Here is a 22496-nt window from a genome sequence, read left to right on the forward strand (position 1 = left end):
ACTAAAAATATGTGTTTGAGGCAAACCAAGCAAATCCAATGGATTATGGTTTTACCATTTTGTATATGGTTCCTGATTGGTAGTCTGCGACGAAAATTTCACCCTCATTGTCCCGACCAAAAGTAGGAATGAGTAGGTTCCATTTTCCAAGAGCGATGGTTTCCGTGACCTTGGTATTTTCTCCTGGTTTTGGAACGGGAATCGCCCAAATTTTACCTTGGATAAAATCTCCAAAAATATACATTCCTTTTAAGGCAGGAAACTCGGAACCTGTATAAACATAACCACCCGTGATGGATTGTCCTTCGTCTCTACCATATTCATAAAATGGTGGTTCGTATAGGGATGGATTACATCCGTCAGTAAAACAATGGAAACCTTCCGTTTGGTTCCAACCATAGTTTTTGCCGGAAACAATGATATCCACTTCTTCATAGGCATCCTGACCAACATCCGCGACAAGCAAACGCCCGTCAGGTGAGAAACTCATCCTCCAAGGATTACGAATTCCGTATGCAAAGGTTTCTGGGGCAAACCCAACTTTCCCCACAAAGGGATTGTCGGAAGGAATGGAATATGGTTTTTTCAAACCGAGGTCTGGATTCGGATTGATTCTTAAAATAGAACCAAGTAAGGTATTTGGATTTTGTCCGTTGTTTTTTGGATCGGCTCTCCATCCCCCATCTCCAAGGCCAATGTACAAATGCCCATCGAGGCCAAATGCCAATTGGCCCCCATTGTGGTTGGGATAAGGTTGCACTACTTGCAATAACACTCGTTCGTTTACAAGTTTCATTGTTTCATAGTTAGTTGGATTTTCCACAACCCACTCAGAAACAATGGTAACATCTTTATTCGCGATCGATTTTACGTAATTGGTATATAATTTCGGTTGTTTGGGAAATTGTGGGTGGAAAGCCAAACCAAGAAGTCCTTCTTCACTATCCGTAATCACAGTAAATTTTGCCAAAACACGACTTGTCTTTTTTTCTCTGTGGAAAAGGATCATATCTCCTGTTTTTTCAAGGGCAAATAAAAAGGGACTGTCCCCCGGTGGAAACTGGATGTCCGTTGGTTCCTTTACTTTCACCACTTCTTGTAAAACAATAGCGACTTGTTTACGACCTGAATCGACACCAATAAAAAGAGGTTTGGATCCGAGCACCTGCCCATCGGTTTCATATTTTTTATTGTAATTTTTTAAGATACTGCGACCTAAATCATCACAAGCTACGGACAAAGACAAAAAGGAAAACAATACAAAGAGTTGGATTTTCATAATACTTAAGGTTCCCCACATAAGATAATTGACTTGGATTTCTCTCCGCAATCAAAAAACTGATAGCAAACGATGAAACTCTTTCGAATCCTCTGTATCCCTATTTTCCTCTACTTTGCCTATTTGCAATTGAATGACCCAGATCCCTACCTTTGGTTCCCTCTCTACGCAGCTGTGTCAGCCATTGCTCTTGCCGGTTTGTTCCGGAAAGTTCCAAGGTTTGTGGGATGGATCCTAATACCAATTTACTTAGTTCTGTCAGGGTATTACTTTTCACAAACTCCGTACTTTGGTATGGAAGTGGAAGAAGTGAGAGAGTTTTTGGGACTTCTGATTGCCAGTGCGGCGATCGCTTTTCTTGTCTTTAAAAAATAAAAAGAACGATTTGCCGAAATTTATTTTTCGGCAATCACCTTTCCATCTTCCAAAATCATTTTGATGAGTTTTGTCATCTCTACTGAATATTCGACATCCAAATGTTTGGTGACACCTTCACAAAATCCATTGATGATGAGTAACTTTGCATCATCTTCACTCATCCCTCGGGATTGCAGGTAAAAGAGTTGGTCGTCATCAATCTTAGAAACTGTGGCTTCGTAGTTTAAAGTTCCCTCTTCCCCTGATACATCATTATAAGGATAAGCATGAGACTGGGAACGGTTGTCCATCATCAGTCCATCACATTTGATATGGCTATAAGATCCTTTACTGGATGGTTCAAATTTCACTAAACCACGGTAGGAATTGATTCCCCCATCAAGGGCCACACCTTTTGCCAAAATATTGGAACGAGTGTTTTTTCCGACATGGATGATCCGAGCTCCTGTATCCTGAACCTGTCCACTTCCCGCAAACGCTAAAGATAGAACATCTCCCGTGGAATGATCTCCTTGTAAAATGATTCCAGGGTATTTGATGGTATTGGCACCAATATTACAATCTGTCCAGGTGATGTGAGCTGCTTCTTCGCAGATCCCACGTTTCACGGTCCAATTGTACATATTCTTTTTCCAGTTTTGGATGGTCGTATAAAAGATTTTAGAACTTTTTTTAGCAACAAGTTCCACAACAGCAGTGTGAAAATTTGTTCCTTTGTCTTGGACAGAAGTACAACCTTCGCTATATTCCAAATGAGCCCCCTCATCTGCGATGAGAAGTGTCCGTTCATATTGTCCGGAACTAGCAGCCGTTACCTTGAAGTAAGCCTGAAGAGGCATAGGAGTTTTGACTCCCTTGGGAATATAAGCAAAAGAACCACCGCTAAATACGGCAGAATTCAAAGCAGAAAATTTATTATCACCAATGGTGACAACAGTCCCTAGATACTCACGAACGAGCTCTGGATATTCACGGATGGCAGTATCAATATCACAAAAGATAATTCCTAAATCGGTAAGTTCTTTTTTAACATTGGCATAAATGGTTTCGGAATCGTTCATGGTTTCGATTCCGGCAAGGTATTTCCTTTCGTGTTCAGGAATTCCTAATTTTTCAAAACTACGTAGGATTTCTGGATCCACTTCATCCCATGATTTTTTTTTCTTTTGGTTGGAACCTACATAGTGTACATAGTCATCGATATTGATATGAAATTGCGGAATGAATCCCCAAGTCGGCATCGGTTTCTGTTCATAAACTTCAAAAGCCTTTAAACGAAATTCCGCAAGCCAACTTGGTTCGTTTTTAATATGGGAAATCGATTCAACAACCTTACGAGTGAGTCCCTTTGGAAAATTATCAGGTTTATAAAATTCGAAAGAAACCTTGTCTAATTCGGTTGTTGATTCCATTTTTTTCCCCTTCTCTACTTGTAGAGAATTGTTAATTAGTTAACAGAAGCGAAGTAAGCTTTGGATCCAGTAGGATCTGCTTTCATCGTTTTCTTTCCTTCGTCCCAGTTTGCAGGGCAAACTTCACCATGTTTTTCCACAAATTGGAAAGCCTTGATGAGGCGAAGCGCTTCTTCAATGTTACGTCCCACAGGAAGGTCGTTAACAGTTGCTTGGCGAATGATACCCGCTGGGTCGATGATGAAAGTTCCGCGAAGAGCAACACCTGCATCAGGTCCAGACTCGATCAGAACTCCAAAAGATTTTGCAATTTCTTTTGTTTTGTCAGCGATGAGTGGGTATTTGATCTCACCAATACCACCTTCTTTTCGGGCTGTTTTTTTCCAAGCTAAGTGCGAAAATTCGCTATCAACGGAAACACCCAAAACCTCGGCTCCGATCTTTTTAAAATCTTCGAGTTTTGCATCGTATTCAATAATTTCTGTCGGGCAAACAAATGTAAAATCGAGAGGATAGAAAAATAGAACCACCCATTTTCCTTTGTAATCAGACAATTTGATTTCTTTGAAACTGTCCCCGATTACAGCGGTCGCTTTAAAATCTGGGGCATGTGATGTCACTTGTGGCATAAAGTCACTCCTTAGAATTATTCTAAGTACAGTAATTAGATTCTGTCTAGATGTTTTTGGGTCAGGGACAGGTTTTCCAAAGACCATTCTTCCTCTGCGATTGCTTCAAGAAAACGGCGGTCATGACTCACCACCACCAAAGCAACACCAAGTGACTGAAGGGAACTCTCCAGAGCCTCCAAAGATTTTATATCCAAATGGTTTGTCGGTTCGTCTAAGAGGAGGATTTCTACTTTGGAATCTAGATGGAGGGAGAGAAATATTTTTTTCACTTCCCCCGGGCTGAAAACTTCTGATTCGAAAACACGTTTCGGATCACTCCCCAGTTTGTGAACTCCCGAAAGGATTCTTGCCTTCTCCTCCGAAGAACGGTTTTCAAATTCGCATTGTAATTCACTGATTTCTTTTTTAGAAAACTCTTGAGGCAAATACAAGGTTCGAATTTGTTTTTGTTTTAACTCGTTTGCGAGAAATTGTAAGAAGGTAGATTTCCCCGATCCATTTTTTCCAGTGATCGCAATTTTCGAATTTGGTTGGATTTGGAGATTCGAATCTAATCGCAAATTCATAAACCCAAAATCTAAATTACCTTCTTCCCACAAAAACAAATGTTTCCTTTTTGAAATTTCTGTTTTCCAAACAATTCCTATGTTTTCTTTTTCTGGAAGTTTGGCAAAAATTTCTTTTTCTTTTCTTTCGGAATGTTCCTTTCTTTTATCTAACTGCTGTTTTAGTCTCCCCGCTTGGCCATCTTTACCAGTGACCCTTGCTAAGTTTTTTTTATGCCGACCATCATGGTCGTGGAGGTCAAGTCCTTTCTTGGATCTATGTTTGTGTGAAAGACTTGCTTCTTCTCTTCTCCGCTTTAGTTCTGCATCTAGTTTTTTACGTTCCGTTCGAGCAATTTCCCAATCATGGATTCGTTCCTGTGCCTCTCTTTCCATTTCCTTTTTGCCTTCTGAATAATTTCCTGGCCGTTCGGAATAAAAGTTTTTTTCGAGGAATACACAATGGGTGACAAGATCATCTAACAACGACCTATCATGACTGATTAAAATTCCTACCCCTTGAAACTGAGAAAGGGCAGCACGAATGATGAGGACACTATCCAAATCTAGATGATTGGTAGGTTCATCCAGAATCAAAACACTAGGAGATTCGGAAAGGGCCATAGCAAGGATGACCCTTCGTTTTTCTCCAAAACTTAAAAACTCATAGTCCTCGGGTGAATCCAAAGAAACTTTCAAAAGATTTTTATAACGACCTGATTCTTTTGAATCATCATATAAAAAATCCTCTAACGATTCTTTGGGAACTTCGTTACTTTGCGAAACATAACGAACAAATCTATTGCCTTGAATGGTTCCGCTATGTGGTTCCATTTCCCCTGCAATGAGTTTCGCTAAAGTAGACTTTCCCGTTCCATTTTTTCCGACAATGCCAGTCCAGCCAGGGCCAAAGGCAAGGTTTAAGTCTTGGAATAAAAACTCTGACTGTGATTCGTAAAAAAAATTTAGATTTTGAATGGTGATATGGTGGGACATACGACAAGCTCCTGTTGTTTCCAAATAGGGAAATAGGTAAGCAAGTCTCGTCCTAAAGAATTAGGAGAACTGTGGATTTATTATTTTATTTTGCTTACCTATTTGATTTAAGCCGCAATCTCATCGGATCATACCTCGTTTATGGATATTAGACTGAATGAAGTCGGAAAAGTTGTCAAGAGTTAGTTTCCTTTTGCCATTAAGAATTTTTCCATAAACTCTGTAATGTCTCGGATGTTTCTGTTGATCATCTTACGTAACTCCGGCGGGATGTTTTGTGATTTGATGACTCGGTAGTAGTTCAAAGCATTTTTTAACATCTTCCTGCGAGCAAACTCTTGTGCTTTCATTAACATTGGTTTGTATTTATAATATGAGTATTCCATAATAGAATAATTCTTCGACAAACGAAATGCATGGGGGATCTTTCCAAAATCGTAAGTAAGAGTTAAAAATGGTGCATCATCAGCTTCGGGAGGTTTTAGTTCCAAAACCCCATGGATGATTTTTTCTGGTTCGTCTTCCGTGGCTTTTTCAGCCATTTCATCCAGAGGGATGGGAGATTCTTCATCCGCAATCTCACCCAAGTTTCCATCTACAATTTCAATTTCAGGAGCTTCTGCATCTTCAAGTGAAGGCCCGTCTCCCGGCAATCCAGCCTCTTCCCTTAGTTTTCGTTCCCGAAAAACTTCGTCTGCGTCAGGAAGACCAATCCTTAAATCTTCACTGGTTAACGGCCGATTGGTGAGTTCTACCTGTATTGGTAAATCTGTTTCAATGATGGTTTCTGACTTTTGTTTATTCGGATCGGTTGCTTCCGGTAAATCAGATTTGGGAGTAATTAACTTTTCAGTTTGAGGATCGATGGGATCCGGAAGTTCTAATTCCTTGCGAAGAGAGTCTGTTGTGGATTCAAACCAATCGGGTTCTTCCCCAGAAGTTGGTTTTTCGGAAGGATGAAGAGGAGGTTCTTTGTCATCCCTTCGCAAATCATTGGCATCGGGAAGACCAATGGGTTCAAGATCCCAAGCCTCAGGAAGTTTTAATCCTTGGTTCTCAGGAAAATAAGGTTTCAGCAAATCATTGAGAGAGGTTTCGTCTCCTCTTGCTTCTAATTCCTTTGCCTTCTTTTCTATTTTTTTTAAGGCTTGGTTTTTTAAAAAATCTTCCCTTTCTTTAAAACGATCTCGTTTCCTTCTATCTTCCCCTGACCTTCTATCTTTTCTTCCTGCAATGTTTGTACGACGATCGGCATTTTTTCTCCGTTCGTCGCCACTCCGTCTGTCGACAAGGGGAAGGTCTTTGAATTGTTTCCAATCATTGGAGAAAAATGTGTCTTCAGGAAGATCAAGTTCAGAGACATCCTTTTTAGAAATTTGATCCGCAAGTGACTCTAAGTCGAGAGGTTGTTTGGGAGTTTCTGCACCCCGAGAGCCCCCTGGCAAATCTGGGGGAACATAAAATGGCCCGACTATGCCTGAACCTGCTGGTGCCACAGGAAAACCAGGTGCCCCTCCTGTAAGACCTCCTGTCGTCAAACCTTGGTTTAACGATTGTAAAAGTTGGTCTTGATTTTGAACGGCCTTAGGATCAAAACTTGCACCTCCTGGAGAGGATTGCAAAAACTGATACACAATTGGATGAACGAGTTGGTTTCCACCTGCGACTGTTTGGTTCACTTGAGGACTCGAAATAGAATTTTCTTGTCCTCGATTCTCTCCTTGTTTAGGTTTTTCTGTAGCACTCGGAGGGAGCGGCGGTGGCAATTCCGAAGAGGTTTGCGGAAAAGATGGAGGCGCCTGTGGGAAATTAGGTGGTGGACTGCTTTGTGCAAATTGAATGGCACGAGCAATGGACTCAGCAAATAATTCAGAAACTTCTTTTAAAGCACCAACCAAATCACTTAAATCTTTATCTGACTTGGGAAGACCGGGTTTGGGTTCCCTTTTTTTCTTTTTCTCTTTTGATTCAGAATCTGGTTTAGCTGGATCTCCCTTACCAGGTTCTCCTCCTTTTTGAGCAGGAGGATTGTCTTCTAAAAACTCTTCTAAATCCTGAATGTTTTTCTTTATTTTTTCTTTGATTTCGGGATCAGGAATTCTATGCCCTGTCCGTTCAAAGATTTCAATGGCTTCTTCCACTTGTTCGGCTTCGACAAGTGCTTCTGCATTGAGAAGAGGCCTTCTATGAAAACTATACTTAGAGTTTTTTGAAATGATATCATCAGCAGAAAAACTAATGTCAGGAGATTCTCTTCTTGGTCTATCTCCCGTTTCTGCGGATTCTGGTCCTTCCTCTCCAAAATCACCTAACGGAAGATCGCTGAGACTTTTGGGAGATTTTTGTTTATCACGCCTGTTTCGTCCAGATTTTGGCGCATTCCCCTTTTCTCCACCAACTCCTAGTTCGTCGGTAATATCATCATCTGATTCCAAATCTGGTAATCGTTCCGATAATGGTTTTGGTTTGGATTTAGGTTCCTTAGGATCTGTTTGGAAATTTAATTCCTGACCACGCCCACCACGGGAAGGTGTTTCTTTTTTGGATGATCTAGTTCCAGAGGATTGTTTCGGTTCCTCTTCTTGTGATGATTCTCTCTGCTGTTTTCGGCGTTTTTGGCGAGGACTCAAATCCTCTCCGGGCCTACCTCCCCCCTCGCTCCGAGCGATATCATCGAGGTCGGCACCTGTGCCGGAAAGACCGAGTAACATCATAAGGGTGGTTAACATATAAGGGTTCTATTCTTTATTTTCGAGGTTTTGTATGTATGAACTTAAAGCAAAATCCAAGAATATTCGATTTCTTAGCATTTTACGAGGCTTTTTAAGCCAAACTGACCGCAAGTTCTTTTTATGCTTGACACAAGAGAAATTCTTGCGTTCCATGGTGGCATGAAATCCGTTGCGAAAAAAAATCTCAGCTTTGCCTCCTCACCGGACAATGCAGACGGGTTGCAGTTAAAAATCACCTTCGACGAAGACACAAAAACTGCCTTTGGTGATTACACCTGCCCCGAAAAATACCAGGGTTTACCAGATCAAATCCACCCAGGAATTATCTCTACCATCTTAGATGAAATCATGGTTAAGATCAACGAAGCGATGAATTTCGAAACCACGACAGGTGAACTCACCATTCGTTTTTTACAACCAGCAAAGGTTAATGAACCACTTCACTTACGTGGATGGTTTGTGAAAAAGAATAAAAAAATCATAGAAAACCGTGCTGAAATAGAAAATGAGATCGGCAAAATAGTGGCCCGCGGAAAAGGTAAATATATCGAAGCTGAAGACTGATTATGCCGATGTGGTGGAATTGGTAGACGCAGTGGATTCAAAATCCACCGATGGTAACATCATGCCGGTTCGATTCCGGCCATCGGTACCAACAGTATTTAGTTCGAACCCCGAGTACAAGCCTTAAGATAAAAATCCTCTTCGATTCTGTCTATGGCTTGTAAGACGAGGGTTATCTCTTCGTTCTTCATCTCATCAAAGATCTCTCTCCCTTCTTTTAAAATCGAAACACCAAGAGAAATTCCTTTCCTATCTTCTTCCGTATACACCGTACCCTTTGATTCCATCTTCAAAAGTATATCTTCCATAATCAAAATAATCTTTCGAATGAGTTCTGCATCCGAAAATACTTTGAATAAACCACCGATGTCTTTGCGAAAGGCATCCGCTTTCTTTTTTTCCACTTTGGCAATAAGTGTTTCCATCGCAAATTCTGAACCCAGTAATCCAATTTGGTTTTCCTGCCGGTCCAGTTCCATCACTAACTCTTCTTCAAACTGGTGGGCCGTTACATAAGACTGAAGGGCCGCAAGTCCGGCTTTCAGTGCCATAGGAAAATGTTTTCCAAAGCGAAAGATAGACAATGCCAAGTTACCAAGAATCCCCCAGATTTTAGTGGGATGGTTTACAAAACCAGATAACGCATCAAAGGCGGCATCTAGTTCCTTTCTTTTGGAATATTCAGGATAGAGATACTCCAAAAAAAAATGAAGTAATTGGTCTATTTTTGAACGAGGGATGGAACTAAATTCGGGATACAATTTTAGATTTTCATCGGAATATCTTTTTTTAAGAGAAGATTGATACATAACAATCAACTCTTGGAAAAGAGGATGGTTTAAAACTTTTGAAGATTCTTTTTTTGGTTTCATAGGTAGTTACCGATTACAAAACATCATCAAAATAAGTTTCATACCTTTCTAAGTTAACTTTTTTCCCTTTGGGATTGTAGGGAAGTGAAGGTATTTTTTTAACATCTAGACCAACAAACAAAGAATAAATGCCAACGGCTAACGATATGGCAGTTTCCTTTTTGTTTTGGGTTAGGTATTTGACATCGCGACTCCGGTTCACATACCCGATTTCAATAAAAGCACAAAGGGCATTGGTATACGTTGGCAAACTATAAGTAGAAATGTATGGTTTTTGGATGGGACCAAGTTCTGGATAGGGAGAGTTTTTTTCTTTTAATTGGACGGGGAGCCCATACTGAACAAAACGCATGAGTTCCTTAGTTACATAGTGGTTGTCACCACCAAATCCCTCTTTTCCCCCTTCCCTCCTCCATTCTTCTTTTTTTCCTTTTTCCCTTTCCCAAAACTTTCCAGTTTCCGAAAAGGATTCATGGTCTTTGGCATAAGGCCCTTGTTTTCCAATTTGTTTTTCCCAATTGGCATCGTCGGCATAACGCCAACTCACCATATTTTGGCGGTATCCTTCGAACTTAGTAAGATCCGTATCTTTGCCATTTTTTTTGGACCAATACCCGTGGAAGTAAATCCAAGTATCCGCAATGGCATTCTCTAATTTTGACCAACCCGATTGAAAAATAAGCCATTCCGACCAAGGCCCATTAGTAAAACCATTCGGGGAACTTTTTTTGTCTGAGATTTTTTTTAACTTCGCAAAGGTTTTATACCCAGGAGTGAGGACGGCCCCCATCCCACCTGTTTGGCCTTTACTTGCAGGATTCAAATGCAGAGACAAAACAAGTTGAGGTTTTTGTTCGTTGATTTTGGAAAGTCTTCCTTTTCGCCTGACGCCTGTTTTTGGATCAGGAAAATCATACAAACGGTAAGCGGCATTGGGATCGTCTGAAGTCGGATCATCATCAAAGGAAGACTCGCGAGTGAGTTTACTTTCCAAAATCACACGTTGGAAATCTGATTTTTTAGAAAAAAGTTTGAGGTAACCTTCAAATTCTTTCCATCCAACATCTGTTTCAGTCAGTTTTAAGATCCGGTGGACTTCTTTTGCTAAGTCAAGAACCACCTTTCGTTCTGTCACGTTCCCGTGTTCGGTTCCTTGTTTGTATGTTTCTAAATAGGTTTGGGTGACACTATCGTATTTATCTCCATGTTGCACCTTAGGATCTTTAGCAACACCGCCATGACCTGGATCCACGACGATCCGAAAAACAGGCACAGCTCCCAAAGAAAAGGGAACGGATACAAAAAAGAGAAAGAAGATGAATTTATGGAAATGTAAAGAAGATAAAATGACCACGAGGTCATTCTCCGCTCACCATCGAACGGAGAAAAGAAAAAGTTTATCGTAACTATTTAGCGTTTTGTGATTGGCTAAAAATTTGGTTCCTGTTATCGCTTAAGTCTTTGCCGTATTTATCGGAAATGGCTTTTTTATCCGCATCTGCTTCTTTGAAATCAGAAAGGATTTTGATCCCATAGTCTTTGGCAATTCGGTAATGTACGATAGCATCGTAGAATCTGTCCTCACGAGACATGTCAGTGGCAAGTCCCATTTGTCCATAAGCTATACGAAGTTTTTGTTGGCCTTCTGCAATTTCACGATAAGGAATGATGACTTTAGATCCTTCCTGTGAGTTTTCTACAAGTTGCGTTTGTTCTTGCCCTGTGATTAAATCGGCACACTCAGCCAGTAGGTTCTGGGTTTTAGTATCATAATTCTTTGCAAATTTTCCAAGAAGTGTGGTGATGTCTTTTTCCAAAGCCACCATCGCTTTTCCAGAAGCAATGTATGCACGACGATAGTAATACCGTAAAACTACTTGGTAGTCTTTTTTGATTTTTTCTAAGGCAGTTTTGGAATCAGGAACTTCATCCCCAAAGTTTGCGGTAACAATCGTTAGAAGTTTGATGGAGTTAATGACTCGGTCTTTGTTATTTTCAGAAATATTTTTATACTGTTTACGTTCTAAATTATTTCCTTGGTCCAGTTTGTCCAGTTCCTCGAAGGACTCTTTCCCTTTTTCTGGGGCTCCAGACTCCTGCGCGGAAATCGACAAACAAAAGAAACAAAACGAAAGGATGATGAAACTATTTTTTAACACGAAACTTGCTCTCCTTAAACCAAGGAGCAGAATACACGAATCAGAGGAGGTTTGACTACTATTTTTTATCCTTTTGAAAAAAGAGTAATCCATCACCAACAGGATACAAAGTATAACCTGAAACTTGGGATTTCACCTCATTCCAAAGTGCCATCACCGCTAAATCGGAAGGTTTTTTCGGATCAGGTGCGAGAACTCGCCCATGCCACAACATATTATCAAATAAAAAATAAGATCCTGGATTTGCCTCTTTCCAAAGGATACGAAAGATTTCAGGGTAAGTGATTTTGTCACAATCCACAAAAAAAAGATCGGACTCGCTCCACTCTAACTTTTCCTTCTCTAAATAATCCATCACAGAGGCAGTGACCCGTTTAACATGAATTTGGTCAAAGATACCCATTTTTTTGGCATAATCTTCCAGAAGACTCGCTTGTTCTTCATGCCGATCGATGGTTACAAATTTTGAATTTGGTGAACCCACTGCCATCCAAAGAGTGGAATAACCAAGCCCCGTTCCCAATTCCAAAATTTGTTTTGGACGAAGGAGAGAAACCAAATGCGACATCACGGCACCAGTTGCCGCAGTCACAATGGGAATGTTTTTTTCTTTGGCATAAGTTTCCATTTCCGCAAACACAGGATTTGGTTTGAATACCAAATCGGTATCAATATGGGATTCGAGTTCAGGAATGTAAATGCTTGGTCTTGGTTTCATGATTTGGGAGGTAAAAAAAGAGAAACCCTATCTTTTAAAATGGGAGGGACTTTTTTACGAAGAAGATCATTTAACTCACGATAACTATAACGTTTGGAAGGATGGATGAGAACAATGGCTTCATTTTCAAAAGCGGAGGCATGTTCAACGATTTCATCGAAATGGGTATGGCCCCATTCGCGAGCTCGGCTTACATCCCTTTTTTCACAATAATATGTGCATTCCATAAATAAAATTTTACTTTTGCGAACATCTTCATTTTCCAAAACATATTCGATTTTTGTATCTCCTGAAAAGGAAACCAAAGGAACAGAAATTTCTTCTGTCGGATCTTCACCCAATTCTTTTTTGTTTCGAATTTCGTCCGAACTCAGACTTGTCCATTCTTTCTTAAGTTTACGTTTGGTTTCGTAAACCGTATAACCTTGTGAAGGCACTCTATGGAAACTTTCCCAAGGTTTAAAAAAATATCCAGGTTTTAACTCCACCCTCTCCCCAAATTCCAAACCAATCAAATCACAATCATAATCAAATCCTTCGATTTCAGAATATAATTTTAAAATCTGAGACATCTTTGGTTCCAAAGATTTAGGGAGATAAATTTTGGGAACAGAGAGTTTCCGAAGGCTTCTTTGCGAAACATAATAGGGAATCCCGCAGGAATGATCTAAATGGGCATGGGATAATAATATCTTTCCAATATGAATTTTATCTGGATTGATAAATCCAAAATCAAACATAAAGTCAAGAGAAGGACAAATGATGGATGTCCGAATTCCTCCTTCGGACAAACCTTCAAATTTAATTCCTTTGTGTTCAAAACTAGCAGTTAACATCAATCTTCCGGACTTATTACCTTCACAGATCCTTGAAAAGAAGATTCTAAAACCTTAGGTCCAACAATAGTCACGAGCAATTTGTCTGATTGGAAATAAAGTTTACCTACTCGTTTTAAATCAGAAAGGGTCAAACGATCAATTTCTTTTCTAAAGTTTTGTAAGTATCCATCTGGCATCTTGTGGTCACGCCTACGCACTTCACTGCCGAGGGTTCTTTTATCATCTTCAAATTGGAACACGAACTGGTTGATGATGGCATTTTTTGCACGAACCAATTCCTCTTCTGTCAGTGAATCAATGAGTTTGGGTTGGATGAGTTCTCGCATGAGTGACAAAACTTCTTTGGCTGATTCCGTTTTGGTCATGGCAAAAAACTGAATGGTTCCATAGTTTTCTTGGAAATCCGTATTACTTCCGGCAGAATAAGCAAGTCCCCTATTGTTTCGAATTTCTCTCATATAATAAGAGTTAAATCCGCCTGCCCCGATGATATAATTCAAAACTTGGATGGCATAAAAATCTGGATGGTTGTGTTCGGGAAGGACTCCGATCATCGAAATAAAGGTTTGATTGACATCCTTTACGACGAGGCGAATGTCTTTTCCTTCCTTTCTAACATTTTCAGAAAGAACTGAAGGAGTGATGACCTCGCCGTTTTGAATTTCTGACCCAACACTAAAGGTTGGAAAAAAACTATCAAAGGACTTTAAGTCATAATCACCAGTCACAAGAAATCTACGTTTTGGTTCTTTTAAAATTTCCGATTGGAACTCGGCCAGGTCGTTTAGTTTTAATGATTCCAATAAAGGGATTTGCATCGACGTTCCCGCAATGGTTCCACGAAATAATGCCTCTTTTGCTTTCCTTGACCCAAGAGCCGTCGGATTGTCGTTTCTCCGTTTGATCTCTTCGCTTAACTTTCCTTTGGTTGTGGTTACCAAAGTTTCATCCAAATTCGGAGCATCAAAAAAAGACTGAATGACAGGAAGTACATCCTTCTCAGTGGATTTTAAATAAACAAAACTAAATACGGTTTTTTCGTAATCAATCGAAACTGAAAAAGAAGCGCCATAAAACTCTAAGGTTTCTAAGAACTTTTCTTTTGGATATGTTTTGGATCCAGATAATTCCCAACTATCTTCTAATAGTTTGGACACTTCTACAGACCGTTTGCCTAAATGTTTTTTTCCATGATAAACATAAAGATCTGCATACACGATAGGAAATTCAGAATTTTTTAAAGAAAAAATCTCTACACCCGATGGATGTTTGACAGAAGTGATTTGTGGGACTTCAAACACCAAAGGTTTAAACTGTATATCACGAACAAACTCTCCCATCTCACGTGCAGAAAGATTAAAAAAACTAAAAATAATTAAAATTAAATAAATACGTTTCATTCTGATTTTTTCCTTACGTCTTCCAATACACCAATCACAACTTTGTCTTTGGATAGATAAGTTGGGAAAAGGGATTGGATATCACTGGATGAGGTTTTCATAATGGAGGAATACTGGCGGAAAAGTCCCGTCCAATCGCCATATAACAATTGATAATAACTCAAAAGATCGGCGATACTTGCATTTTCATCTAAAGTTTTGATAAAGTCCGAAACCATTTGATTTTTTACTTTATCCAATTCCTCTTTGGGAACTCCCGACTCTTTGATTTTGGTCAGTTCTTCCCAAATGATTTTTTCAATCACCTCTGGTTTGGCATCCTCTCTCGGTTTCACAAAGAACACAAAATAATTTTGGTATCTTTCTCCTGGGTAACCGTTGGCAGCTCCCACACTGAGTGCTAGTTTCTCTTCCAATACAAGACGTTTGTACAATCTTGAACCTGTTCCCGAAGTGAGGACAGTGGACAATACATCAAAAGAAGAATTATCTTTATGCGGGTATGGTGGTTTTAGAAAACCCATCATCATTTGGCTTCCCGAAGGATGATAGACTTTGAATCTTTTTTCGCCAGGAAAAGATTTTTCTTCCAACTTTTGGATAGGTCTTGGTTTTCCTGGTTTTAGATCTGAAAAATACTTCCGAATGATGGACTCTGTTTCTTCAAAATCAAATTGGCCGACAACAGAAATCACCATCCGGTCAGGGGTATAATGTTTTTGAAAGAATGCTTTTGTGTCTTCTATCTTTAAAAAAGGAAGTCCTGTGGAATAACCAATCACTGGTTTTCTGTAAGGATGGCTTTCAAAGGCGATGGAAAAAAACTTCTCACGAAGGACACCAGCACCACTGTCGTCGGTTCGCATCCGACGTTCTTCGATCACAACATCTCTTTCCGTATAGTATTCACGTAAAATTGGATGTTTCAAACGATCGGATTCAATTTTTGCCCAAACTTCAATTCGGTTGTTGGGAAGTTGGATTTGGTAGTTGGTAACATCTTGGGAAGTATAAGCATTGAACCCCACTTCACCATTTTGTTCATAAATATAAGAATCTTCGTTTTTTACGATAAACTCATCTTGTAATTGGATGAGATTTTTTAATCTGCGTTCTAAGGTTTCTTTTTCATTTTGTAAAGAACTAGGAATGGATTCACCACGAGTTGTCAAATCACGAATTTTAAGTTTGAGATCATCTAGTTCGGTTCCCCAAACTTCGATTTGTTTTTGGTATTTTTCTTCTTTTTCGTAGTTAATGGTTCCAACTGTTTTGGTTCCTTTGAATAACATATGTTCCAAAAGGTGGGCCGTTCCTGCTTCTTCCGGAGTTTCATCTACGGCACCCACAAGAAATTTAATGTACAAAGCAACCGTTGGTGAAGTTCCACGTTTCATCATCACAACGGTAAGACCATTTTCCAAATGAATGGTTTTTATCTTTTCACGAAACTGGGTTTCGGAAGTCCCAAAAAATTGGTCCTGGGAAAAAAGGGGTAAAAATTGTAGTGAGATACAAAGGAAAAAGATTCGTAATTTCGACATCATCTACTAGTCTTGAAGTTGGAAATGGTTCGTAAACTTCTAATTTTAAGCCTCTTTTGTTCATGCCGCCTCTTTACCATTGCAGATCCTAATTATGTAGAAAGGGCTCTTCAAAATGAAACAGACGAAGGATTTATCTCGCGCGAATTCTTCCAAATCAAAGTAGAAATTCCAGTCACTTACAAAGAACTCTCCGGAGTGGCAAGACGAGAAGACTGCAAACGTCGTGCTTTCGTCCAAAGAGAGATTTTGAGTTTGCCTTTTCTAATGAAGATCCAAAGGCAAAAGCATCAGTTTGGCGATGGATTTCTGGATTATTCAAAGTCGCTAGAAGGAAAGGATAGAGAGACTAGACTCCGCTCCAATGCCCCTCAAAGTCCAACAGCGACTGCGGGAACAGGAACCGCTACCCAAGCAGGAACAACCCAAACAACAACTCCTTCCGAAGCTGCCCTGGGAACAGCCCCATACCAAGCGTTATCCACTACAAATTCTGCCCAACCGCAAACAACCACCCAGAACCAGGGGAACCTAGGCGAAGTTAGGGGCAATCCCCAAGCACCAAAAGAAAACACAATTGAAAACACACACAACTTTGCTTGGTTCTTTGATGGCCTTATCCTTTACAAAGAAGATTATACCGATCGCACAAAATGTGCTTTCCTATTCCGCAACATCCAACCTAAATTAATGGAACGTGTGGAGAGAACTCCGCTTTTAGAACCTAGGAAACTGTAAATGAACAAAACAATATCAAGGATGATCCTTTCTTTTGCCATTCTAACTCTTGTTTGGAGTTGTAAGTCCAAAGAAACCAAAGAAGTTCCACAAACAAAAGATACAGAAAACGAAGTGATTCTCGAATTTACAAAAGCAAAGGAAGGATTCCTTTCTGAGTCGTTGTTTCAAGTAGCGGTATCGAGTGTTCTTCCCACCGAATCAGAACGAACAGAAGAAGCAAAAACCATTGCGGAACAAAAGTCTCTCAACTTGTTAAAAACATTTACCATCCCCAATCTTTCAGATAAGGGACGTAAAGAACTTCGTGAGATTTCTAAAGAAGGAAAAATTGTAGATAAAAACGTTTCCATTGGAGGAAGGTATTTCTTCTTATACCAAATCCAAAAACCCAACTTAAAACGCCTTGTGACAAAAGACTTAGAATAAAACTCTTAAGTCTTAGTTAGATAGAAAATGATTTGTTTACCTTAGCTGGGATACAAATGTTTTTCACAAAGTTACAATAAAACAATTTTGCATCTAGTTGCAACTTCCCCTTACCTTCCACTTGGAAGGTTAAGGGTTTTACATACTCAAAGTATTCTGGTTTTTTGGGGTGTATTGGCCCTTTCAATTTTAAATCTGCATTTAGAACTTTTAAACCATCAGCACCTGACAAAAAAATGCGATGTGGTGCTTCCATTTGGAACCCAAAGTCTTTGGGCAAAAATAGTTCCAACTCATACTTCCCCGTTGCCTTCTGTTTGACGGAAATCTCAATGGGATGGGATTCTAAGGGATCGGCTTTCAATACACTAATAGAATCATCGCAACCGATAAAACCTAAAAAAAACAGAAGAGAGAATAAGGTAAAATTTCGAAATTGTTTCATACAATGATTAGACTTATAAAACTTTTCGTAGAACCACGCAACGATTAGAATTTGTACCTTTTTCGTTATTCGAAACCTGCCAACAATTCGAAAGTTTTGTGAAACTTTGAGTATGGACATAGGTTTTATTCCAAACAAGGCCCGTCCCCTCTGCCATCCGAACCACATCCTCATCCAAATATAGAATGGAATTTCCTTTTTTGACTTCGCCCACTTCCATTACCATATACGAACCTTTCTTAAGAACCCTTGCCGATTCCTTTAGGGTAGAACGAATGAAAGTATTCCAATCATTTAAGTTACTAAAGATGCTGAGTTTTCTATCCTTAGACTTCTTAATGTCTAAAAACCAGTGGCGCAACCAATTGTCTCCTTCGTAGTCCACCTTATCTAGGAAAGGTGGAGAAGTCACAATCAAATCTACCGATTCCGATTCTACGTTGGGAACTGAATTGGCAGAATTTAAAGAATACAAATTGTTTTTAGAGAATTCATGATAAAAAGGAGGGATTGGCATCGCCAAATCACGTTTCATCTTTTGGAAAATTCTTGGTTTGATCGGACGGTATTCAGGAGTTTGGCCACGTTTGATATTGTTCTTGGCTTGTGCTTCGGAAGGAATCGAAACTTGTGGAAACGTATAAACAGAAAAAAATCCAGTGCTATGGCCATGTAAACGAGAGAGTGCGATGAGTGAAATAAACTTCATCTCTACAGAATGGTCTATTGCCATATAGGTCTTTAGATTTTTGATTTCTCGAAGAGTTCTTGGATGAAAAAAAGGAAGTAAGTTTACATCGAATGGATCATCTTCTACTTCCTTTTCCAAATCCAATGAATTTAACTTCTTCTCTAGGTCTTCGAGTTTCGGAACATATTGCCTAGCGCTCGCAAGGAAAATAGACAATGGATGGATGTCATTATGAACCGCCACATGCCCTTCAATATTGGCTTGGATGGCGGTAGTTCCTCTACCACCAAACGGATCATAAACGACTCTATTTTTCTTTTTTAGAAATTCCTTCATAAAAAAAGAAGGAAGTTCTGGTTTAAATGATGCTCTATAACTTACGGTATGATGAATTGAATGTCCTTGGCGTTGTTTTGCAGTCCAAAACTCACCAAATACAATTTTTTCGGAATCCTTTAGTAATCTGCCTGCTCCTGCCATCCTTTGCAAAAGCCTCCTCTCTCTTTATAGAAAGATCGGAGGAAAGGCGAATTCTAAATTGGATTTTTTATGGAAACCTATGGGACATAGTCTTTATGATTGGGGAAGACTCGGAACAAAATGAATCTTTGTTTCATAATACTTTCGATCGCAATTAACATAGGGCCAAAACCACTTTTTTTGTTTTCTTTGTTTTATATTCAGTAATTCCATTGGATTGATTTATATCCGTTTCTCCATCAAAATACATAATGATTTGATCAACGGGTCGGTATCGTCCTTTTCTATACAACTTAGGAAGAATTGGTTTAAACGTAATCCGAATACTAATTTCCTTTCCAAAGATCTGATAGAGTTCGTCGATAGTAGTTCTCCCAGGTTGGATTTTCTCTATTTGTTCATCGTAAATCCAAATGTACTTTCTTTTACCTAACTCTCCGTAATTGATATCGATTTCATCTTCATTCCCTTTTGTTTGTTCTGGGTTACAAAACAACATTAATAGAAAGACCGTGATTCCTGCGACACTTCTCATATATCGTTAGTATCTGACGGATCAGTTGGAACCCTGTTATTTCTTTGCCACGATCAAAAGTATTAAGATTGGAAAAGTTTCGAGAACCAACCTTTGTCCTGGTTAGGCATATTCTCTTGATTGTCTGATTTCTTGAGTTCCACGACCCATTGATTAAAAATATCTCCAGCGGTCCATTCTTTATGATTTGTATAATGAAGGTCATAACTAATATCATCATTAAACTTACCAGTCTTAGGAAAGTAGGCCATTTTCAATAATGTGGGAACTTCTCGTTTAGCTTGCAAAAAGAGTTCCCTTACTTCTTTCAAAGATTTCCCCCCTTCTCGCAGAAGAGAAATAACCCTTGCATCGCTAAGGTCATATTTCTTTTTCGAAGCAACATTCAGCTTATGAACTTCTGTTAATTTGCCATTAATTCTATAAATTAGTTCGTATGCGATAATATTTCCCTCTAAAGAACCAAATACATAAATTGTATCTACTTCTTTTTTATTGAAATCTACAAATTCAAATGCAATCTCGATCATCTGTTCGCAGAGAACTTGAAATTTTTGATCAAATTCAATTGTTGGCATAATTAACCTTTCTATTCATTACGTTAGCTGTTAAGTTTTATTGGCCTTCTGAGGTCAAAATAGCTTTGGCACTAAGGAAAGTCTTTTAAATAATCGCCTATTTCGGTATAGACCTTATCTTTAAGAACACTTGCATACTGAATTTCAAATTCATCACCTAATTCTTCTTTTAGCTTCATCCATATCTCAACACCTTCAGATTCGAATTCTAGCGATTCCTCTTCTGAAAATTCAATGGAATCAGGAGGGTATTCTGAATCATAACCCTTATCAAACCATTTTCTCCAGTTTTCAAGTTTTCCTTTTAACTCGTTACTTAATTTGAGTTCATATTCCTTAAAAGGATCTCCCGTACTATCAAAAAAACCTTCAACATTAAGTATCCATATTGGATAACATTGAACCTCTGCCATTAGTTTGATTACTTTTTTCATCTTCAAACTTTATGAGATGTATTTGGGCAAATGTCTTCAAAAAAATTCATGCAATCTACCTCTATATTTTCAATATTTAGATAGCGTTCTTTGCTTTTTCTTTTTGCCCTCTCAAAATCTGCCTCTGATGGAATATATGTCATTGATCTGCCGTATTTATTTACTTTTTAAATTTTTCCGTTTCTTATCGGAGATAACGATCTCCGATAATCATACGAACAAAAGCGTAAAATATATATAACCAATATACTAAACTTGGTAACGAGATATACAATTCGGGTATCCCTTTTTGAATTTCTTTCCATCCAAAGATGATCACTAAAATTGCATGCAACCAACTATATAAATGAGGATGAGAAGGAAGAATTATCATATAATATAAAAAAATGATAAAAGATATTCCGATAACTTTCATTTCCCTTTCCAATTTGCAACAGGCGGAATGTAACCCATCTCTAAAAGTTTTTTCCCATAATGAGGATCGTTTAAAAAATCTTGATATTCTTTATTCTTCGCTAATTTCTTTTCAAAATCAGATTCTTCCCAATAGCAAACTTCTTTGTGCGCGTTCGTCGTTCGATTCGGCTTAGTGTCATAGTGTAACATTTTGATTTGGAAATATTTTGAAGTACAGCGCTCGTAACCCCAGATGGACATATTCGAATTCTTTGTAATTTCTTTCAATGTTGTTTCCATAGCATCTACCGTACTCAGTTCAGTAACGATATCACTTTCTTTGTCCCAATCAATGATGGAGTAAAATTGAATGCTTCCCTTATATAGATAAAATTTGACAAGTGGAACTGTGTTTGCTTTTGATATAGTATATTCCTGTGTTTTAATGATAGTTCCTTTATATCCTTCATACCTAATAAATCTATCGATAGGGACATATTTTTTTCGATACTGATAAGGAAGAATAGGAGAGAAGGTAAATCTTTCCATTATTTTTCGTCCCAAAATTTGGTATAGCTCTAACTCGGTAGTTTCACCAGGTTTTATTAGTTCCAGTAAACTCACATCTACATTGAATAATTGTCGGGTATCCTGATTATGAATATCCATTTCATCAGGAATGATCCTTTCTTCTGAACAAGATTGACTCGAAAAAAAGATAAGGAATAAAAGTATTAACTTAGTTTTCATTTTTATGTTTGGTTAGGGGGGAGCTGGTGAACCCTCTGGTATGGTTCAAATTTGAAACTGGTTTTAAAAATTGACATTTACTTTTTCAAATTTCTTCGAGCTATATATTCTTCAAGCCTCTTCTCTCGAAGTAACCGTTCAAATTTTTCCTCTTTTGTCTCATTAAAATATTCTCGCTTTACAGGTTTTCCTGGATTCACTACAATTTTTTCTTTTAGTTTTCCCTTATCGTCATACCTAGTTCCGATTCCAACTAACTTATCGTTCCGATACTTTCCAAATTCATATAGAGCGCCATTTTCATGAAAAGTTTTATACTCACCTTCTTTCTTTCCGTTTAAATAATTAGCTGATTGATACGGTTTCCCATTTTCCCAAAAAGTTTGTAGTTTCCCTTCATACTGATCATCTTTGTATTCAACCGTTCCCGCAAATTCTCCACTGGGCCAGAATAGTCTCCATATCCCATTTTTTTTCCGCTGAACAGTCTCACCAACTTCCCACTTTCTAAAATCAAAGTTAAATGTAGCTTCCTTAGGAATTTCCTTTGGTCTTATTTCTGGAGGTAAATTCTCTCTAATCAATGGGTTTTGGCTGCGATATTTCGCTCTCGCACTCCACCTGCCATTACTAAAAGAAGTCAATTCATTGTAATCTCCTTCCGTCCACAAAATGTATGATAGTTGTCCGCTATGGTTCCAAGTGACGATTTTTTCCCGATTCCCGATTTTTTCGACTAGCTCGTAAGAATTATCTTTAGAGTCAAACTTCGCATCAGCTGGAATATTACTCGGCCGAGCATTCAATGCGACACTAATTACGATATAAATTACAATTATTACTTTCATATTTTTATTTCTCACTCACATTAAACATAACTTAGAGTTTGCGAATATTCCAAAGACTATACCATGTTAGATGAATATTCAACAAACATCCTTTCGTTAACC

The 22496-nt window shown here is 38.7% G+C and carries 24 protein-coding genes and 1 tRNA gene; 5 read left to right on the top strand and 20 right to left on the bottom strand.

Annotation, left to right across the window (positions count from 1 at the left end):
• Positions 1–43 precede the first annotated feature (43 nt).
• The gene (locus tag EHQ16_RS18370; RefSeq protein WP_135632687.1) at positions 44–1279 is read right to left on the bottom strand and encodes a PQQ-dependent sugar dehydrogenase; all 1236 of its coding nucleotides are present in this window, start codon (positions 1277–1279) and stop codon (positions 44–46) included.
• Between the two features lie 72 nt (positions 1280–1351).
• Between EHQ16_RS18370 and EHQ16_RS18375 the strand changes: the two genes are divergently transcribed.
• On the top strand, positions 1352–1654 hold the full coding sequence (locus tag EHQ16_RS18375) for a transmembrane 220 family protein (RefSeq protein ID WP_135632689.1): 303 nt from the start codon (positions 1352–1354) through the stop codon (positions 1652–1654).
• A gap of 20 nt (positions 1655–1674) precedes the next feature.
• Here the strand turns inward: EHQ16_RS18375 and sufB are convergent, their stop codons facing one another.
• The 4 genes from sufB to EHQ16_RS18395 all read right to left on the bottom strand — a co-directional run bounded on the left by sufB (position 1675) and on the right by EHQ16_RS18395 (position 7971).
• Positions 1675–3069 (bottom strand): Fe-S cluster assembly protein SufB, encoded by a 1395-nt coding sequence (sufB, locus tag EHQ16_RS18380; RefSeq protein WP_135632691.1) that lies wholly within the window; start codon positions 3067–3069, stop codon positions 1675–1677.
• Between the two features lie 35 nt (positions 3070–3104).
• On the bottom strand, positions 3105–3698 hold the full coding sequence (locus EHQ16_RS18385; RefSeq protein WP_100790359.1) for a peroxiredoxin: 594 nt from the start codon (positions 3696–3698) through the stop codon (positions 3105–3107).
• Between the two features lie 35 nt (positions 3699–3733).
• Complete coding sequence (locus tag EHQ16_RS18390; RefSeq protein WP_135632693.1) at positions 3734–5242, bottom strand: ATP-binding cassette domain-containing protein; 1509 nt, start codon at positions 5240–5242, stop codon at positions 3734–3736.
• Positions 5243–5424: 182 nt separating this feature from the next.
• A complete protein-coding gene (locus EHQ16_RS18395; RefSeq protein ID WP_135632695.1) occupies positions 5425–7971 on the bottom strand; it encodes a hypothetical protein in 2547 nt (848 codons plus the stop codon).
• Between the two features lie 162 nt (positions 7972–8133).
• Here EHQ16_RS18395 and EHQ16_RS18400 point away from each other — a divergent pair, with 162 nt between their 5' ends.
• The gene (locus EHQ16_RS18400) at positions 8134–8538 is read left to right on the top strand and encodes a PaaI family thioesterase (protein ID WP_002973585.1); all 405 of its coding nucleotides are present in this window, start codon (positions 8134–8136) and stop codon (positions 8536–8538) included.
• Positions 8539–8542: 4 nt separating this feature from the next.
• Positions 8543–8629, top strand: a tRNA-Leu gene (locus tag EHQ16_RS18405).
• Positions 8630–8636: 7 nt separating this feature from the next.
• On the opposite strand, the gene EHQ16_RS18410 is transcribed toward EHQ16_RS18405, so the two are convergent.
• The 7 genes from EHQ16_RS18410 to EHQ16_RS18440 are packed head-to-tail and all read right to left on the bottom strand — an operon-like array spanning position 8637 to position 16073.
• Positions 8637–9410: a hypothetical protein gene (locus tag EHQ16_RS18410; RefSeq protein ID WP_135632697.1), complete on the bottom strand. Its 774-nt coding sequence runs from the start codon at positions 9408–9410 to the stop codon at positions 8637–8639.
• A gap of 13 nt (positions 9411–9423) precedes the next feature.
• Positions 9424–10764, bottom strand: a complete 1341-nt coding sequence (locus EHQ16_RS18415; RefSeq protein ID WP_135632699.1) for an N-acetylmuramoyl-L-alanine amidase — start codon at positions 10762–10764, stop codon at positions 9424–9426.
• Positions 10765–10816: 52 nt separating this feature from the next.
• Complete coding sequence (locus EHQ16_RS18420) at positions 10817–11569, bottom strand: hypothetical protein (RefSeq protein WP_135632701.1); 753 nt, start codon at positions 11567–11569, stop codon at positions 10817–10819.
• Between the two features lie 58 nt (positions 11570–11627).
• Positions 11628–12287, bottom strand: coding sequence for an O-methyltransferase (locus EHQ16_RS18425; RefSeq protein WP_135632703.1), 660 nt, complete (start codon positions 12285–12287; stop codon positions 11628–11630).
• On the bottom strand, positions 12284–13123 hold the full coding sequence (locus tag EHQ16_RS18430) for an MBL fold metallo-hydrolase (RefSeq protein ID WP_135632705.1): 840 nt from the start codon (positions 13121–13123) through the stop codon (positions 12284–12286). The genes EHQ16_RS18425 and EHQ16_RS18430 overlap by 4 nt, the downstream gene beginning before the upstream one ends.
• A complete protein-coding gene (locus EHQ16_RS18435) occupies positions 13123–14526 on the bottom strand; it encodes a M16 family metallopeptidase (RefSeq protein WP_135632708.1) in 1404 nt (467 codons plus the stop codon). The genes EHQ16_RS18430 and EHQ16_RS18435 overlap by 1 nt, the downstream gene beginning before the upstream one ends.
• Positions 14523–16073 (bottom strand): M16 family metallopeptidase, encoded by a 1551-nt coding sequence (locus EHQ16_RS18440; RefSeq protein ID WP_135632710.1) that lies wholly within the window; start codon positions 16071–16073, stop codon positions 14523–14525. The genes EHQ16_RS18435 and EHQ16_RS18440 overlap by 4 nt, the downstream gene beginning before the upstream one ends.
• A gap of 21 nt (positions 16074–16094) precedes the next feature.
• On the opposite strand from EHQ16_RS18440, the gene EHQ16_RS18445 reads away from it, so the two are divergent.
• Together EHQ16_RS18445 and EHQ16_RS18450 are read left to right on the top strand one after the other, a co-directional pair.
• The gene (locus EHQ16_RS18445; RefSeq protein ID WP_135632711.1) at positions 16095–16808 is read left to right on the top strand and encodes a hypothetical protein; all 714 of its coding nucleotides are present in this window, start codon (positions 16095–16097) and stop codon (positions 16806–16808) included.
• A complete protein-coding gene (locus EHQ16_RS18450) occupies positions 16809–17237 on the top strand; it encodes a lipoprotein (protein WP_135632713.1) in 429 nt (142 codons plus the stop codon).
• Positions 17238–17253: 16 nt separating this feature from the next.
• Here EHQ16_RS18450 and mpl17 read toward each other — a convergent pair whose 3' ends face one another.
• From mpl17 to EHQ16_RS18490, 8 genes are all read right to left on the bottom strand, one after another.
• Positions 17254–17682 (bottom strand): cell surface protein MPL17, encoded by a 429-nt coding sequence (mpl17, locus tag EHQ16_RS18455; RefSeq protein WP_135632715.1) that lies wholly within the window; start codon positions 17680–17682, stop codon positions 17254–17256.
• 13 nt (positions 17683–17695) lie between these two features.
• The gene (locus EHQ16_RS18460) at positions 17696–18853 is read right to left on the bottom strand and encodes a DNA methyltransferase (protein ID WP_135632717.1); all 1158 of its coding nucleotides are present in this window, start codon (positions 18851–18853) and stop codon (positions 17696–17698) included.
• 154 nt (positions 18854–19007) lie between these two features.
• Positions 19008–19388, bottom strand: a complete 381-nt coding sequence (locus EHQ16_RS18465) for a hypothetical protein (RefSeq protein ID WP_135632719.1) — start codon at positions 19386–19388, stop codon at positions 19008–19010.
• Between the two features lie 62 nt (positions 19389–19450).
• Complete coding sequence (locus EHQ16_RS18470) at positions 19451–19966, bottom strand: hypothetical protein (RefSeq protein WP_135632720.1); 516 nt, start codon at positions 19964–19966, stop codon at positions 19451–19453.
• A 71-nt stretch (positions 19967–20037) separates the two neighbouring features.
• Positions 20038–20400, bottom strand: a complete 363-nt coding sequence (locus EHQ16_RS18475; RefSeq protein WP_135632722.1) for a hypothetical protein — start codon at positions 20398–20400, stop codon at positions 20038–20040.
• Between the two features lie 184 nt (positions 20401–20584).
• Positions 20585–20815, bottom strand: a complete 231-nt coding sequence (locus EHQ16_RS18480) for a hypothetical protein (protein WP_135632724.1) — start codon at positions 20813–20815, stop codon at positions 20585–20587.
• Complete coding sequence (locus EHQ16_RS18485) at positions 20812–21546, bottom strand: hypothetical protein (protein ID WP_135632726.1); 735 nt, start codon at positions 21544–21546, stop codon at positions 20812–20814. The genes EHQ16_RS18480 and EHQ16_RS18485 overlap by 4 nt, the downstream gene beginning before the upstream one ends.
• A gap of 77 nt (positions 21547–21623) precedes the next feature.
• Complete coding sequence (locus EHQ16_RS18490; RefSeq protein WP_135632728.1) at positions 21624–22394, bottom strand: toxin-antitoxin system YwqK family antitoxin; 771 nt, start codon at positions 22392–22394, stop codon at positions 21624–21626.
• Between the last annotated feature and the right edge of the window lie 102 nt (positions 22395–22496).

This window comes from Leptospira kanakyensis (assembly GCF_004769235.1).
GTDB lineage: Bacteria > Spirochaetota > Leptospiria > Leptospirales > Leptospiraceae > Leptospira_A > Leptospira_A kanakyensis.

What these genes read in the sequence shown, in the direction of transcription:
- EHQ16_RS18370 (WP_135632687.1), bottom strand. Translation starts at nt 1,279, where the DNA reads ATGAAAATCCAACTCTTTGTATTGTTTTCCTTTTTGTCTTTGTCCGTA.
- EHQ16_RS18375 (WP_135632689.1), top strand. Translation starts at nt 1,352, where the DNA reads ATGAAACTCTTTCGAATCCTCTGTATCCCTATTTTCCTCTACTTTGCC.
- sufB (WP_135632691.1), bottom strand. Translation starts at nt 3,069, where the DNA reads ATGGAATCAACAACCGAATTAGACAAGGTTTCTTTCGAATTTTATAAA.
- EHQ16_RS18385 (WP_100790359.1), bottom strand. Translation starts at nt 3,698, where the DNA reads ATGCCACAAGTGACATCACATGCCCCAGATTTTAAAGCGACCGCTGTA.
- EHQ16_RS18390 (WP_135632693.1), bottom strand. Translation starts at nt 5,242, where the DNA reads ATGTCCCACCATATCACCATTCAAAATCTAAATTTTTTTTACGAATCA.
- EHQ16_RS18395 (WP_135632695.1), bottom strand. Translation starts at nt 7,971, where the DNA reads ATGTTAACCACCCTTATGATGTTACTCGGTCTTTCCGGCACAGGTGCC.
- EHQ16_RS18400 (WP_002973585.1), top strand. Translation starts at nt 8,134, where the DNA reads ATGAAATCCGTTGCGAAAAAAAATCTCAGCTTTGCCTCCTCACCGGAC.
- EHQ16_RS18410 (WP_135632697.1), bottom strand. Translation starts at nt 9,410, where the DNA reads ATGAAACCAAAAAAAGAATCTTCAAAAGTTTTAAACCATCCTCTTTTC.
- EHQ16_RS18425 (WP_135632703.1), bottom strand. Translation starts at nt 12,287, where the DNA reads ATGAAACCAAGACCAAGCATTTACATTCCTGAACTCGAATCCCATATT.
- EHQ16_RS18430 (WP_135632705.1), bottom strand. Translation starts at nt 13,123, where the DNA reads ATGTTAACTGCTAGTTTTGAACACAAAGGAATTAAATTTGAAGGTTTG.
- EHQ16_RS18435 (WP_135632708.1), bottom strand. Translation starts at nt 14,526, where the DNA reads ATGAAACGTATTTATTTAATTTTAATTATTTTTAGTTTTTTTAATCTT.
- EHQ16_RS18440 (WP_135632710.1), bottom strand. Translation starts at nt 16,073, where the DNA reads ATGATGTCGAAATTACGAATCTTTTTCCTTTGTATCTCACTACAATTT.
- EHQ16_RS18445 (WP_135632711.1), top strand. Translation starts at nt 16,095, where the DNA reads ATGGTTCGTAAACTTCTAATTTTAAGCCTCTTTTGTTCATGCCGCCTC.
- EHQ16_RS18450 (WP_135632713.1), top strand. Translation starts at nt 16,809, where the DNA reads ATGAACAAAACAATATCAAGGATGATCCTTTCTTTTGCCATTCTAACT.
- mpl17 (WP_135632715.1), bottom strand. Translation starts at nt 17,682, where the DNA reads ATGAAACAATTTCGAAATTTTACCTTATTCTCTCTTCTGTTTTTTTTA.
- EHQ16_RS18460 (WP_135632717.1), bottom strand. Translation starts at nt 18,853, where the DNA reads ATGGCAGGAGCAGGCAGATTACTAAAGGATTCCGAAAAAATTGTATTT.
- EHQ16_RS18465 (WP_135632719.1), bottom strand. Translation starts at nt 19,388, where the DNA reads ATGAGAAGTGTCGCAGGAATCACGGTCTTTCTATTAATGTTGTTTTGT.
- EHQ16_RS18470 (WP_135632720.1), bottom strand. Translation starts at nt 19,966, where the DNA reads ATGCCAACAATTGAATTTGATCAAAAATTTCAAGTTCTCTGCGAACAG.
- EHQ16_RS18475 (WP_135632722.1), bottom strand. Translation starts at nt 20,400, where the DNA reads ATGAAAAAAGTAATCAAACTAATGGCAGAGGTTCAATGTTATCCAATA.
- EHQ16_RS18480 (WP_135632724.1), bottom strand. Translation starts at nt 20,815, where the DNA reads ATGAAAGTTATCGGAATATCTTTTATCATTTTTTTATATTATATGATA.
- EHQ16_RS18485 (WP_135632726.1), bottom strand. Translation starts at nt 21,546, where the DNA reads ATGAAAACTAAGTTAATACTTTTATTCCTTATCTTTTTTTCGAGTCAA.
- EHQ16_RS18490 (WP_135632728.1), bottom strand. Translation starts at nt 22,394, where the DNA reads ATGAAAGTAATAATTGTAATTTATATCGTAATTAGTGTCGCATTGAAT.